This is a genomic window from Corynebacterium sp. MSK035 (genome assembly GCF_030232615.1).
Classification (GTDB): domain Bacteria; phylum Actinomycetota; class Actinomycetes; order Mycobacteriales; family Mycobacteriaceae; genus Corynebacterium; species Corynebacterium jeikeium_D.
On record NZ_JASPJP010000024.1, the window covers coordinates 1 to 14,698 of the forward strand.

The window sequence follows — 14,698 nt, forward strand, 5'->3', positions numbered from 1 at the left end:
AGCATATATTTCTCTGAAACCTAGAGGTCAACCACTACAAATCACCGAATCCAGACACACTTTCTGTCGTTTAACCCCCAACTTGCAACCCTCGCTCGCACCCCACGCCTGACTCAAACAAGGGTTAGATACGCAAAAGCGCACGCCCCCAGGTAACCACCCGAAGCGCGTGCGCTAAATACCGAAAAACTACTTAGCAGCAGTCTCAATCATCTCGCGAATGCGGTCGATTTCCTTGCTGCGATTACGGTTGCGACGAATTCCCATTGCGATGCCGCCAACAACGAGTGCGGCAACGACGCCCAGTGCTGCCTGCACCTTCGGCTCATTCAGAGCATCGAGAACGCGGGTCTTTGCGTCATCCGCAACGTTCTTCGGATTCGTTCGCACGGTTAGCTCATCCAGAGTACGGGCGAGCTGGTTACGGTTACGCTCAATATCGCGCTGGATATCTTCAATGCTGCGAGCCACGTAAACTCCCTAAAAAGTTGAATATCTAAAGTGATTGTTCGCCTAAAAGACTAACACTTCCACTACAGCAACGTGGGCGAGCACGGGGAAAAACTCAACGCATTACTTCAGAGTCGACACGCACCGCTCCAGAGTCGATACGATTAAGCCATGACTACTTCTTCCTCCAGCGACAAAGAATACGGCCAGAACAACATCCGTCTGGAAGCTGGCGACCCTGCCCCAGCGTTTACTCTTCTCAACGACGCCGAAGAGCAGGTTTCTCTGTCGGACTACGCGGGCAAGCCCGTGCTGATTTACTTCTACCCGCGGGCCAACACCCCAGGCTGCACCACTGAGGCATGCGACTTCCGCGATGAATCCGCTGCCCTGAATGATGCCGGCATTCCTGTCGTAGGTATTTCTCCGGACAAGCCGGCGAAACTCGCAAAGTTCCGTGAGGACCACGGCTTGAACTTCACACTCCTGTCCGATCCGGACAAGGAAACCATGACCGCGTTCGGCGCTTTCGGCGAGAAGAAGAACTACGGCAAGATTGTCCAGGGTGTCATCCGCTCGACTTTCCTGGTCAATTCCGAAGGCGAAATTGAAAAGGCCTGGTACAACGTTCGTGCCAAGGGTCACGTCCAGCGCGTACTGCGTGATTTGGGCGTGGAATCACAGGCTTCCGAAAGCTAACTAGCCGCAAGGCCTACTCTGACCCTGGTCCCAAACTCTCCTCCCACATCATCCCGATTAGACGGTTTCGTAGTAGTGACTCAATCCCAGGACGCACCGAATATTCTTCGTCCCCGTCGCACTCCGGCTCAGCAACGCAGCCGAGAGCGGTACACACGCATGCTCAGCTCGGCACGCACAGTGCTCATCGAGCACGGGTTTGAGTCTTTCACTTTCGACGAAGTCGCTCGCATCGCAGATATCCCCATTGGCACGCTCTACCAATTTTTCGCAAACAAGTATGTGATGATCTGCGAGCTCGACCGCCAGGACACTGAGGCCGTCATCGAGGAAGTCTCACGTTTCGGAGAAACAGTCCCCACCTTGAAATGGCCGGAGTTTCTCTCGGAGTTCATCGATCACCTGGCAAAACTCTGGCGCGAGGACGTTTCCAGAAGAGCCGTATGGCTGGCTGTTCAATCAACGCCCGCCACACGCGCAACCGCAGAAGATACGAAGTCACGCCTGGTCAACGAGATTTCAAAGGTGCTGCGCCCGCTGGTGCCGTCGTCAAGCGATGCGGAACTGAACTTCATCTCCGACCTCATGATTAACGCCACGTACGCCCTGCTGAATTATGCGGTGGACCATCCGGGAAGCGATGCTGAGCGGGAAGCTCATTACGAGCTGACGGTGCAGGAAATCAAACGCATGACAATCGCTTATCTCATGAGCGTCGCGGAGGCCGCAGACTAGAGAGCACCCCTCGCCCACCTCGGCAGGGGCATTTATTGCCCTTATCAATACGCGGAGGGTAGGCTTGCCTTAGTTTACGCTTTACTCTGGTCAGCGCGGTGGGGTTCCCTGTTTTTCGCCGCGCCTGCGCCGGAACTCCCAAATAGAATCAGAGGTTCACATGTCCACGACGCAGGGCGCTTTCCGACGGAGCCTGCTTCCCCGCTCTATTGTTTTAGCTTCGGCAATCGTAGTGAGTACGGGATTTTTACCCGCAGTCCCCGCATCGGCACAGTCACTGCCATCGATTGGACAGCTCGGCGGTTCGCTCCCCGGCATCGGCGACCTTCTCGGCGGCAGCACCGATCAGTCTGAGCGCCAGCTCTCCGTGACCCCTGCCACCGATCTGTCCGACGGCGCCACCGTGACCATCAAGGGAGTCGGCTACCCCGCTAACGCAAATATTTACCTGGCCCAGACAATCGAGAAGCCAAAGTCGGGCTACCCTTCGACCTACGGCGAAGCGGCCAAGGTGACAGTCGGCGCTGACGGAAGTTTTACGCAGGAGATGAAGGTCGCGACCAGCTTTGGCGATGTCGACTGCACCTCTACCCAGTGCTACGTAGCCTCCTTTACCGCGTTCCCTAATCTTTCTGACCGCAGCAATGACCAGTGGGTCCCCATCACCTTCAAGGCGGGTGCTACTTCCCAGGCTGCTCAATCGCAGGGTTCCACCAGCGCGGCACCGAGCGGTGGCCAGAGCACTGGTCAGGCATCCGGCTCGGGCTCACAGTCACCGTCGCAGTCACGAGGCAACGCATCGGTGAGCCTGTCCAAGACCTCAGACTTGAACCCGAGCGGCGACACCATTCGAGTTGAAGGCAAGGGATTCAAAACCTCTGGACCGGGCATCTATGTCGGTATCGCACAAAATGACCAGATGGATGTGACCAACGCCGATTCCTTCGGCCCGGATACCCAGTTTGTGTCTACCTCTCGCGGCAACTTGAAGTCCGACGGCAGCTTCAGCGTGGATCTTCCGGTCAGCGCGAAGTTCGGCACGGCAGACTGCATGCAGAACGCTTGCTCGGTCTACACCATTGCTGCTCACGGTTCTTCCGACCGCAGCCAGGACACGGCGACCGCGGTATCGTTTGCCGGCGGAGCTGCCAAGCAGGACGCTACCCTGCCCTCCGGCGGTGGCTCCTCACAGTCCGCAGGCAGCGCAAGCTCCGGCACCAGTGGCAGCACAGGGTCTAGTGGAACGAGTAGCACCAGCGCTTCCAGTGGCTCCAGCAGCTCCAACGGCAGCAGCTCCTCGACCGGCACCCCGTCGGTAAGCCTCTCCACCACGGAACTGAACCCATCGGGCAGCACCGCAATTACTGTCTCCGGCAGCGGATTCAAGACCAGCGGCAACGGCATCTACGTCGCAGTGGCTGAGAAGAACAAGTTCTCCACCACCAACGCTGATGCTTTCTCCGCCGCTGAGTTTGTCCGCACCTCCCAGATGTCCTCCGACGGCAGCTTCTCTACAACGCTCAATGTCGAGGCCGTCACCTCGGCCGCCAACTGCGTCGAAAATGACTGCGCGCTCTACACCTTTGCTGCTCACGGTTCCTCCGACCGCAGCCAGGACACGGCCACGGACCTCAGCGTCGGCGGCTCCGCCAAGGAACGCGAAGAAGCTGTGAAGGCCGGTGCCTCCAAGACCGGAGAGTCCAAGGCCAGCGGCTCATCCAAGGCATCTGGCAAGGCTTCCGCAAAGTCCAACGCTTCCGGCAATGGCCTCGACGAAGTTGATGTGCAGACTCAGCAGGCCGCGACCAACTCCCCGCTCCAAACCGCCGCAGTCGCCGGAACCGGCGCAATCCTGGGCGCGCTAATCTTCGGTGCCGGCATCTTGGTCGGTCGCCGTCAGAAGTCCGTCGATTAGCGCGGCGCCGGACTAGTCCAGGCGTACGACGGCGATTGCGTAGTCGCCGTCGTGCGAGATGCTTAACGACGGCCCCAGCTGCCACTCCTGATCGTGGAAATGGCGGCTCACAGCACCGTGGAGACTGATGCTCACGCGACCGTAGGCATCCGGCTGCACCTCTATTTCCCGCCAGTCCAGCTGATCGCGCGCAATCGGCGGTTGGCTGCCGAAGAGAGTCTGCGACCAGGCCTTGATGAAGGCTTCCTTCGCAGCCCAGCGGCCCGCTAAGTGACGCGCCAGCGCGCCGCCGACTGCTCCGCGGCGCCTAGCTACCAGTAGCTCCGCAGGTGTGAAAACCGCCTGCGCGAACTGACTACCTGGCATATTCAGCTGCTCTTCGAAGCCCGGAATATAGACGAGGTCTACGCCAATCATGGCTGGAGGACACCATCGATCAGACGGGCGCCGTCGGAAAGCAGAACTGCCTTTTCCAATGCAGCGGGTGAACCGAACCGACCACCGTCCGCCAGGTTTCGCTCGCGTGGACGCTCGTAGAGAGCTTCCCCACCGTAAATAGCCTCATCAATGCGACGCAGACCAGCCGCTTCGCGGTTGTGCGCCGCGAACCGCCAACGCTCCGCAGCCTCAGCGCCATCATGCTGCACTATCGCTTGGTAGAAAGCTTCCGGATGGACGACTGCCACCAGTGCCGAGACATGTCCGAATCCGAGCGAGGTAACAAAGCCAGCCTTCAGCGGCAACGTATTGCCGAAATTGACTGCCTTCGTTGGCCATACCAGACGCGAATGCGCAGCCAATGCGGGATCGACGCAGTCCAGCGATCGATTACCTGGCACAATGCCGCTGCGCAATACCTGGGTCAGACCAATGATCTGGAACGCTGCAGCTCCACCCTTAGCGTGTCCGGTCAGCGATTTCTGAGAGACCACCAGCAGCGGGTTAGAGCGCTCGCGACCGAGTTCATCTGCAATGCGTTCATGCAGTTCGGACTCATTTGGGTCGTTGACATTGGTCGAGGTGTCGTGCTTGGACAACACCGCGACCTGATCCGCAGTGACATCGAGTGCTGCAAGGGCGCGAGCCAACCGAGACTTCTCGCCGCCCTGAGCGGCCGCTAGCGCACCCAAACCCGGCGCCGGAATGGATGTGTGCGCGCCGTCGGCGAAGGACTGGGCGTATGTGACGACACCGAGCACGGGGAGCCCCATGTCACGAGCGATGTCTCCGCGAGCCAACAGCACCGTGCCACCGCCTTGCGATTCCACAAAACCTCCGCGTCGACGATCGTTCGGCCTGGAGAAGTACGCTTGGTCGATGCCTTTGTTTTCCATGGTGGCGGAGTCAGCGGTGGCGGCCATGTCGCCGAAACCTGTAATTCCCTCTGTGGATAGGTCATCGAAGCCACCTGCGACAACGAAATCTGCCTTACCCAGGGCAATCTTGTCGACGCCCTCCTCCACCGACACCGCTGCCGTCGCACAGGCTGCGACAGGGTGAATCATCTGCCCGTAGCCACCGACATACGACTGCATAACGTGGGCGGCAATAACATTTGGCAATGCCTCCTGCAGGACGTCATTGGCTCGCGGTTGCCCCAGCAGGCCGTCGATGTAGAGACTGCGCAGCGACTCCATCGCACCAATACCTGTGCCCTGGGTCGACGACACTCGCGCCGGGTTGACCGCTTCCAGCAGTTGCGCTGGGCTGAAGCCCGATGACAAGAAGGCATCGACAGTACAGACAATGTTCCACAAGCTCACGCGGTCCAGATTGTCCATCATGTCTGCCGGAATACCGTATCGTGCCGGGTCAAAGCCCTGCGGAATTTGACCGCCAACATAGCGGCTCATCGCCATTCGGCGCGGAACCTGCACTGGTGTGCCAGCAGCCCGTGTCACAAGCCACTGCCCTGTCTCGGCATCGAAGCTCGCAGTGGTGTTGTCCGGGTTGGAACTGACAAAAGTCTCCGCTGCCGCGCGGTCACGCACAGCAAAGCTCAACGCACGATCCAGGTAGACCGTGGTCAGCTCAGTCATCGTATTATCAACCAAATCGCCATCATCGGCGTAACGACGCACACCAACTCGCGCCAGCACTTCATCGCGGTAGCGCGTAGCAATATCGCTTTCTGCCAACGGTTGCCCATCGGCGTCACGCCAGCCACCCTCATACGAAATCAACCCCATTGACCAGGCTAATTCCACAATTCCTGCTGCAGAGATATCATCAACTTCAGCCTCAAAGCGCGTCCGGGAAGAACCGTACGGCCCAAGCTCACCGGCGCCCACGATGACCACCATGTCCTCCAGAGCCGCTGCGATGTCACCAAAGGTCGGTGTTGTCTGCGCAATTGGTCGGCGTGGGCTTGGCAGGCCGCTCAAAACACGGCTTGACGACGGCTCCTGCGAGCGCGCCCCGCTAGAGATCTCAGAGTTTTGAGCTGCTGGGGCAGCCGCCTGTGCAGCCTCCTGCGCCAATTGCGCAATGTTGAGGTCGACGTCACCCAATCCGCCGGTGAGATCGGCCTGAATCGGGCGGGTTTGTGCCTTCTTCCGAGCCTCCGAGCTCGCGAGCTCAATGAGTTCAGCTGCCATTTCTTCGGTGGAGAAGGTGCGTACTCCCTTTGCTTCCACTGCAGCAACCAATGGGTCGTTTCCACCCATCAGGTTGGTGCCTCGAACCCACCCAATCTGTGCATGAGCCAGAGTGGTGCGGGTGCGCCAAGCGTCCTCCACATTCCAGCGCGCCACCACGGCGTCGAGTGCGGCCTTGGCTTCCCCATAGGCACCATCACCGCCGAAGCGACCACGGTTCGGTGAACCCGGCAGCACCACATGCAAACGATGCTGCAGATTATTGTCCCCGCCGAGTGCTGACATCCCTGCGATGAGTCGTTCCACCGACCACAGAAGCAGACGCATTTGGGTCTCGGACGCAGGACCGGCATCGGCAAGCGAGCCTGAGACCGTAGGCGCCGCGAACGGGAATAGCAACGTCGGTGACAGTGCAGGCTTGGTCACAACCACTTCCGCACCAATCGTCGTAGTCTGCTCGGTTCCGATCCAGTCGATAAGGGAATCCAGGTCCTGGAAGCTGGACAGGTTCGCCGGTACCACCCACAGCTTCGCCTCGCCCTGCGCATGCATACGGTAGAGCTGCTTGTAGAAGCTCAGGCGCTCATGTCCCAGGCGTGAGGTAGTGACAACAACGGTTGCGCCCTGAGACAACAACTGTGCAGTTACGGCGGAGCCAATCGAATTTGGCGATGCACCGGTAACAACAGCGATGTCGGCATTCATCGGCAGTTCATCCACATTCGTGATGGCCTCATCCGACAGCTGTCGGTAGATACTCGCCAACTGTGCCCGCCCTGCCTCGTCTGCCTTGGCAGCCCACCACTGTGCCTGCTCGACTGCGGTTTCGTGGATACTGCCCGGCGCGGTGTCAGCCACGTCTTCATCAGTGGCTGCCCAGAGGCGTGCTAGGTCATCGCGGGAGGTGGCCCAGCGGTCGTCGAGAAGCACTGCCTTGGTGGGCGTAAACGTCGGGGTGACCAGCTTCGGCCAGTCCGCACCGAGTTCAGCAGTGACGAGATTTACCAGGTTGCTGTCGGCGTCTTCGGCATCGAAGTCAATGGCACCGGTAATTTCGTGGCCGAGTTGCTCCAGAATCGTGCGTGCAGCGGTGGCAAGAATGCCTCGTTGACCAGTCAGTTTATCTGCAAACTCAGTGAGTGCAGCCGAGTCGACCATCCCAGCACTACTGTCGCTTGCCGACGGCTTAGCGACAGATACACCTCGCTGCGAGGCGACCGCGAGGATTGCTTCATCGATCAGCTGGTTGAGTTCAGCAGTACTGGTTGGGGCGGCCGGTGCCAGATGCGCAAGATCACCGCCGCGCAGGGATGCGCCCTCGCGAGTACCGAGCATCATCTCGGCGCTAACTGCGGTTGCCCACCCCTTGCCGAGCTGCCATTCATTGGCCACATAGTCATCGATGTAATTCGCGCCTGCACCGGCGGGACCGGTAATCCGGCGAATACCGTCGGCAATGGCTTCGGAGAGAATCGGACCGAATGCTGAATACCCACTGGTCAAGCTATCAATCTTGTCCTTTAGATCAGCCAGTTCCGCATCTGCGGCCCCTTCGATTGAACCGAGGTCGAATTCCACTCCGAGATCGAGCAGCAGTTGATTGCGTCGAGATGAGACTCCATCGACCAGAGTCTCGATGGAGTCGGCGGCACCGAGCTGGTCGGGGCGCACCTTCGTCCATTGGCAAATAAGAACTTCCAGCGCTTGTGCCGGGCTGACGGCAATATCAGCAACTTCGGCAGCCGGAGTGGCAGCACTCGTGATCGTGGTTGCCTGTTCGGTCGCCGAGGGTTGATCAGCAGATACTGTCGGCTCCGCTGCTCCTGCTGCTCCCGCTTCTCCTGCTGCTCCAGATAGAGCCTGCGCCGTGTCCTGCTCTGGTGTCACCTCCGACTCGGGCTCAGTCTTTTCCGGCTGAATTTGGTCGCGCATAAACACTGCATCAGCATCACGTTCGAGATTGAGCACTCGAATGTCACGGCTACGGTGACGGGGCAGCTGGCAGGTACGGGCAGCCAGGTTTGCCAGTGTGGGCGCTGTACCTACACCGACTTCAATAATGCGGCTGACGCCGAGATCCTCAAGCAGCAGATCCTGCGTTTCGATCCACCTCACCGGTGAGCAGAATTGCCAGGCCAGTAACTCGACCAGCAACATGCGGGCCAGGCGCGCCGGGTTTTCAGCAGCAGTATCAAAGTCGGCAAGGATGTGTTCCAAAATGTCTGAGTCAACGACTGCAGCCATCTGGCGGACGAACTTCTCAGTCAGCTCAAAAGAGGTCGCGGTGAGATTCGGGATATAGCGTCCCACCAGGCGTTCTGGAGCGATTTCCGCTGGCAGCAGCCGCTCCAGGTGTTTACGGAAGGAATCCACACCGTCGCGTAGGACACTGGAGTGGAATGGCACATCAATACCTGGGATACGCACGTATCCCTTGCCGTCCGAGCTGCGTCGCTCGCACTGTTCAGCCAGTGCCGCAAGGCCCGCGACGGTGCCGGCGACGGCGTACTGCTTGCCTGCCAGGTTGAGATTTACGACTTCGAGGAACTCACCGGTTTCCTGCGACAACCGATTAACAAACTCGGTGACCTCATCCTCGCCTACGCCAATCTTGTCCGGACGCAGGGCGCACAAACCATAGTTGGACCTCCCCTGCTCATCACGTTCGACCAGTTCATGCATAGTCAAACCGCGGCGGTAGACAACCTCCAACACGGCATCTGCGTCAAGCACACCAGCGAAAGCCGCCAGCGCGTTGTACTCACCGACAGAGTGTCCCGCAAAGTGAGCTGTTTCATCCAGCAGCCCTGCTTCACGGAGCTCCGCAACCTGCGCCAGCCCCAACGTCGCCATCGCAACCTGGGTGAACTGAGTCAGATTCAGGACACCTTCTGGGTGGAAATAGCGCCCACCATCCACGACCACCTCTACCGGGTTGTCCCGGACAATAGCCAGTACGGAAAAGCCAAGCTTCTCTCGGGTCATCGCATCCGCCTGGTCCCACACGCGGCGGGCCGCTACGCTGCGAGTCCGAGCAGACAGCCCCATCCCCTGTGATTGAATCCCCTGGCCAGGGAAGACATATGCAGTCGTCGGTGCGGCAATTACAGCAGTGGCAGTCAGTACCAGCTCGCCCTCTACTGTGGCCGTGACTTCACGGACTTCACCGGCGCCTGGACGGTCATCAAAACCACGGCGTTCGACAGAGAACTTCACTTCCTGGCCAGGTAGAACCGGACTCAGCATAGTCGCAGTGAACTCAATCACCCGATTGCCAATGCCGGCATCCGACGTGGCAACAGCCGCATGCTCGGCCATCGCCGACAGCCACATTCCATGGACAATAACCCCTGGTAGACCAGCTAGCGCTGCTGCCCGGGAATCGACGTGGATAGGATTGCGATCGCCTGTGACACAGCTAAATGGCTCCATCGCCTTAGGCGCTTCCACAGTCAAGGCACCGCGGAAACTCCGTGGCGTATCCGTGACCGTTGGAAATGGCACAGTATTGGTCCGCGCTGTCTCGCCGCCGTTTCGGCCACGAATGGCAAAGCGTTCACTCAAGGTGGCGAGCAGCGTATCGCCATCACGAACCTCCGCGCGCACCACAACTAGTCGCCCTAAGTCCGTATCAACGACCTCGTCGACACGCGCACTAATCCGCAACGTTGTGGTTTCCTGCGGCAGAGCCCCAATCATACGAATGTGATGCTCAAGGTGAACAAGCGCGAGCATGCCCTCAACAACATCAATGCCGGTCTCAGTACGCGCCTGCGCGACTGCCGCAAAAATCGCTGGCCAAGCATGCCCGACCAACGCGTCCGGCACCGTCGCCTGCGACTCATCGCCGGCAGCTGCAATAGTGACCGCATCGTAGTCAGCCATCGCCATCGGATCCCACTCGGATTCCCACTCCGCGACCCCATCGACGATGTTTGCAAGCTCACCGCCAGCCGCGATTCGCGTCAGCTCCCGCATCGCGGCTGCCGCATCCTCATGCTTGACGACGGGCACTGCGCCCACCGCTGCACTCTGGCACAGGCGAATTCGCAGTTGCGTATTCTCCCCCGCAGCATCGGGCAGCGGAACGGTCAGCTGTGCCCAGACGAGCTCCTCCCCGCCCTCATCATTGCTGCCATCAGCTCCAATGGTCTCCAAAATGGCACCAGTACCTGGGTGCTCCAGGCGTTGTGAACGAGAGACATCACTTGCGTCAGATACACATACCCACTCATGTTCCGCGCCAAGTGCCAGCGCCGGATTCGGCTGCTGTCGACCAGCCCACCAAATCACAGGTGCTGCGAGCATCCGGCTGAGGGCGTCAGCAGGTGCCTCCGGCAGGTAGCCGGTATCCATCAATGCCTGTGCGGTAGCCTTTTCAAACCGACCCAGAATTTCCGCTACTGGCTCATTCGCGCGGGTAATGCCCGAAACAGCCTGCGGCCCTGGGATGATGCAGACTTGATCCGCATCGTAGCGAGAGTCATGCGCCTGCCATAGGGAGTCCGATCGCCACCAGCGACGAACCTCATCATCGATAACCGGAACGAATGGCACAGGTTTGCCAGGTGTGCGGCAGAGCTCAGAGATAAAGAAGGTGACATCTGCTGGGTGGAGCTGGGTATCCAGGTCCAGCAGGCCGGACAGTCGCGAGATTTCGTTCTGCGGCTGGGTGCGCAAGCTGTCGCCGTCGGCAAGCGCGTCAAACGTGCCCGCGTCGACTGCATTCAGTCGTGCCTCTACGCGGTCGACGAGTGCGACGAAGCGCGTCGACCACGTTGGATCGAGGAACGTCCCTTCGGGCGCACACAATTCGAGATAGCGGTTCAGCACCTCGGCATACGTCATGGTGCTGACATCTCCGAAGTACGGCTTCGCGGTGGCGTTAATTGCCTCGATGATCTCTGCGCGTCGTTCAGTCACCTTAGTGAGGTCACCTGCGACTTCGTCAAGCAATCTGCCTGCGCGTGCTGCGGCGTTATCAATTTCGTGGATATCAGCACCCAACTGGCTGCGCCCCGACGCCATGCCATCCATGGCGCTACCAGCGGGGATCCAGTTGTCAGTGCCGACGGTGTCGACCAGCATTTGTTTCACGGACTCAGAGGCGATCGACTCCTTTGCTGCCATCGCAGCTGTGCCGATAATGACAGCATCTACCGGCATCGGCGCCAATCCGTACCGTGTCGACCACGTGCCCATCAGGTAATCACGGGCCTGTTCTGGCTTGCCGATACCGCCGCCAACAGCAAGCACCACATCTCGCTTGCGGATCTTTGCGTAGGTGTTAACTAGCAGGTCATCGAGGTCTTCCCAGGAATGGTGGCCGCCGGCACGCCCACCTTCAACCTGCATGATGATTGGATACAGTGTGCCCTGCTGCGCCAAGGTGTCTGCAATTTCGAGCACCGACTCGATTTGTGCGATTGTGCCCGGTTTGAAGGAGATATGCGGAATCCCGCCCTCACGCAGCTGCTTTACTAGCTCAACTGCCTCGTCCACCTCGGGGATTCCCGCGGAGATGGTGACGCCATCAATCGGTCGCCCCGCTGCCACTGCGCGCGGGAGCAAACGGCGGCTTCCAATGTGCAAACCCCACAGGTACGGATCCAAAAACATGGTGTTGAACTGTGCAGTGCGCCCCTCCTCGAGCAGATCGGAGAGTCGCGCCACATTAGCCTCGAAGATTTCCGGCGTGACTTGGCCGCCACCGGCCAGCTCCGCCCAGAACCCCGCATTCGCAGCAGCCGCCACGATCTCAGGGTCAACGGTTGTCGGGGTCATACCGCCGAGCAGAATTGGCGAGCGCCCGGTCAACTTGGTGAACTTCGTCTCGACACGGGGCTTGTCTCCAGTGACCAGACGCGGCGCAAACTCCAGCCACGATGTCGGATGCTCAATGTCGCTCTCAGACAGGACGCCCCTACCCGCAGCCGTTGCCGCAGCAATCACCGCCACGCCATAGCCTTCAGCGTTGCGTTCTGTCAGCTTGACGACGCCTGTGTTGGGCCCCAGATCCAAAATGGTGGTTGCCCCTTGGTCGATGAGCCCCCGTACCTCGGCGCTCCAGTCACTGGGGTCAACCAAGATTGCACGCGAAAGCCGGTCCGCCGTTTCCGCATCTAGCCCAATGCGCTCAGCTCGCTCCACTACCCATGCCACAGCAGGTGCCAGAGCTGGATGATGGAATGCGCCACTAACTGGCAGAACTGTACATTCGACTTCCCGCCCCTTCGGCTGCTGCGTTGTGAGCTGCTCTGCCAGCTGGTCTAGTTCATCCTGCTTGCCGATAACTACGCTGGTGGTCTGCGTATTCTTCAGACCGATGACACAGCCCTGGGGGAGGAAAGGTTCCAACTCCTCGACCGTCAGGCCAGAGATGCTCATCATCGGCGCGCGCCCAAATCCGGCTACTCGGCTTTCGCGCGCACACGCCACACCGATGAGGCGAGCTAGCGCCAGAAGCTCTGCTGCCTTCTCTGGCCGAGCGACAATCTCCGCAGCAAGAACACCTTGCGAATGACCGGTTACCGCTACCGCTTCGGTGATATTAATTCCCTGCTTTTCCAGCAACTCGACAATGCCCAACTGTGCCAAGACGATGCCCGGGACGCTGACCGCAGGGTTGGTTGTATCTCCGGTAAATGGCTCGTCTGTAACGAGTGAGATTGCCCAGCCAAAGGGGTCGAAACCTGCGGGAAGCTGGCCGATGAGATCGTCGTCAAGCGGTGTGAGCAGTTCCTCAGCGCGAGTGAAAACTTCCCGTAGTTTCTTTGAGTTGCCACTGGCCATGACGCTGGAGAGAGTGTCCAGCCATGGTTGCGATTGACCGGCGAAAGTGACTGCAAAAGTGCCCAGGTCTGGAGCAGTTACGACGTTGGTCTGCAAAGTGGCGAGTTTTTCGTATTTCACGTGGCTGAGGTCCTTGTCTTGTGGAGTACGAAATGAAAACATCTTTTGTTTCCAAATCCTTGCCAGGACACTATGCCATAAATCATGAGGAAACCATCATGTTTTTCTCGCGCAGTTTCGCGGCGCCATCAACGCGAAGATAATTTGCAGCCCCAAAATGAGAGGCCCGGCACGGCCGCGAGATAAGCGAGCACAGCGTTTCGAAGGTGAAAGAACTTCGCAGGTAGGAAACAGTGTTCCCTTGTCGATAAGTTGCTTGCGCTTCATCACCCTGGCAGCACCGGCGGTGGAAAATGAAGCCGGGAAGACCGAGCCAATTTATGCCCAATCGGTGATGAACATCACACCCGGAATGCGTGTCAATGGGCACCGAGAACGCTCAATCTTTCCTCAATTAATCGCCTAGCATATCCAGAATTGTGGACTCCGCTTCTTCTAAGCGCCGCTCTGACTCTTCAAGGTCCTGCTGCGACTTACCATCGCGCTCGACCTTGCCGTCGAAGATTGCGCAGGGATCATCGTTGACCACAGTGTCGTCGGGAACTATGCCACGACGCGCCATGTACTCATCCAGATGCATCGAGATGCTCATGTTGCCTCCCTGCTTCCACCTTACGATTCAAGATACGATTCGATCAGCGTCATTGTATCGACAGATTCGATTGCCCTACGCAGTGGAATGAGCGAACAAAGGTTTCCCAGAATGGCACTCACGCGCGCTGTGCGACTGCCCCGTCTTGCGTTCCCCTTCCCGATGCGAAAACTGTCGCAGGTCTACAACTGGTCTGGCGGCCAGGGCTTTCCATCGGGGAAATACCGGTCAAACTTCCAGCCCAGACGGAACGGGAGGACGTATTTCTGGGGACTGTTGTTCGCTTCCCACATTGACTTTGGTTTGGTTGCCCGCTCGGCTTCTTCCCGGTCGGTGTACACCCCGTAACAGATAGGGTCCCAGAAGTTGCTATCGGTGATTTCGAGAGTGGGGGTGCCGGTGAATACTCCATAGAGGAGTTGGTCGCGGCTTTCGACCTCGACCTCGAAATCTTCCCAGGTACCAATCATGTCGCCAGGTTGTGCACGCCACCAGTCGTCTATCTTGCGGGCGGTCTCCTCGGACTCGACGAACCCGCCGAGAGGTTCAGTGTTATCCGGATAGCGGGGATAAACGACGCAGACAACAATTTTCATAGTCATGGTTCTACACCGTGCACGGGAGATTAGCGACCTTGGAATAGCTTCGGGCGGGAAATGGGGCAGATTTTGGGCACGCAGCGTAATGAGGGCGAAAAATCTGGCGGGCTGGAGAACGAAAAGGGTTAAGTAAAGAAAAGTGTGTCCGCATGCCACCATAACCCCAGACCACACACCACAAATCACCAAAGAATAGCTC

The 14,698-nt window shown here is 58.8% G+C and carries 8 protein-coding genes; 3 read left to right on the plus strand and 5 right to left on the minus strand.

The window, feature by feature from the left end; all coding sequences use genetic code 11:
• Positions 1-189: 189 nt before the first annotated feature.
• On the minus strand, positions 190-471 hold the full coding sequence (locus QP978_RS10300; RefSeq protein ID WP_005511166.1) for a DUF3618 domain-containing protein: 282 nt from the start codon (positions 469-471) through the stop codon (positions 190-192).
• A gap of 150 nt (positions 472-621) precedes the next feature.
• Between QP978_RS10300 and bcp the strand changes: the two genes are divergently transcribed.
• The 3 genes from bcp to QP978_RS10315 all read left to right on the plus strand — a co-directional run bounded on the left by bcp (position 622) and on the right by QP978_RS10315 (position 3,799).
• Positions 622-1,149: a thioredoxin-dependent thiol peroxidase gene (gene bcp, locus QP978_RS10305; protein ID WP_284857146.1), complete on the plus strand. Its 528-nt coding sequence runs from the start codon at positions 622-624 to the stop codon at positions 1,147-1,149.
• 75 nt (positions 1,150-1,224) lie between these two features.
• Positions 1,225-1,884 carry a TetR/AcrR family transcriptional regulator gene (locus QP978_RS10310; RefSeq protein ID WP_502870684.1) on the plus strand — a complete coding sequence of 220 codons (660 nt, stop codon included), beginning with the start codon at positions 1,225-1,227 and terminating at the stop codon, positions 1,882-1,884.
• 160 nt (positions 1,885-2,044) lie between these two features.
• Positions 2,045-3,799 (plus strand): neocarzinostatin apoprotein domain-containing protein, encoded by a 1,755-nt coding sequence (locus tag QP978_RS10315; RefSeq protein WP_284857147.1) that lies wholly within the window; start codon positions 2,045-2,047, stop codon positions 3,797-3,799.
• Between the two features lie 12 nt (positions 3,800-3,811).
• Here the strand turns inward: QP978_RS10315 and acpS are convergent, their stop codons facing one another.
• The 4 genes from acpS to QP978_RS10335 all read right to left on the minus strand — a co-directional run bounded on the left by acpS (position 3,812) and on the right by QP978_RS10335 (position 14,496).
• Positions 3,812-4,216, minus strand: a complete 405-nt coding sequence (gene acpS / locus QP978_RS10320; RefSeq protein WP_016422272.1) for a holo-ACP synthase AcpS — start codon at positions 4,214-4,216, stop codon at positions 3,812-3,814.
• Positions 4,213-13,350, minus strand: a complete 9,138-nt coding sequence (locus QP978_RS10325; protein WP_284857148.1) for a type I polyketide synthase — start codon at positions 13,348-13,350, stop codon at positions 4,213-4,215. The genes acpS and QP978_RS10325 overlap by 4 nt, the downstream gene beginning before the upstream one ends.
• A gap of 352 nt (positions 13,351-13,702) precedes the next feature.
• Positions 13,703-13,900 carry a hypothetical protein gene (locus tag QP978_RS10330; protein ID WP_016422270.1) on the minus strand — a complete coding sequence of 66 codons (198 nt, stop codon included), beginning with the start codon at positions 13,898-13,900 and terminating at the stop codon, positions 13,703-13,705.
• A gap of 182 nt (positions 13,901-14,082) precedes the next feature.
• Positions 14,083-14,496, minus strand: a complete 414-nt coding sequence (locus QP978_RS10335; protein WP_284857149.1) for a hypothetical protein — start codon at positions 14,494-14,496, stop codon at positions 14,083-14,085.
• Positions 14,497-14,698 lie beyond the last annotated feature (202 nt).

Bases quoted from the DNA above. Each gene is read 5' to 3' on its own strand.
- bcp (WP_284857146.1), top strand. From the start codon at position 622: ATGACTACTTCTTCCTCCAGCGACAAAGAATACGGCCAGAACAACATC.
- QP978_RS10315 (WP_284857147.1), top strand. From the start codon at position 2,045: ATGTCCACGACGCAGGGCGCTTTCCGACGGAGCCTGCTTCCCCGCTCT.
- acpS (WP_016422272.1), bottom strand. From the start codon at position 4,216: ATGATTGGCGTAGACCTCGTCTATATTCCGGGCTTCGAAGAGCAGCTG.
- QP978_RS10325 (WP_284857148.1), bottom strand. From the start codon at position 13,350: ATGTTTTCATTTCGTACTCCACAAGACAAGGACCTCAGCCACGTGAAA.
- QP978_RS10330 (WP_016422270.1), bottom strand. From the start codon at position 13,900: ATGAGCATCTCGATGCATCTGGATGAGTACATGGCGCGTCGTGGCATA.
- QP978_RS10335 (WP_284857149.1), bottom strand. From the start codon at position 14,496: ATGAAAATTGTTGTCTGCGTCGTTTATCCCCGCTATCCGGATAACACT.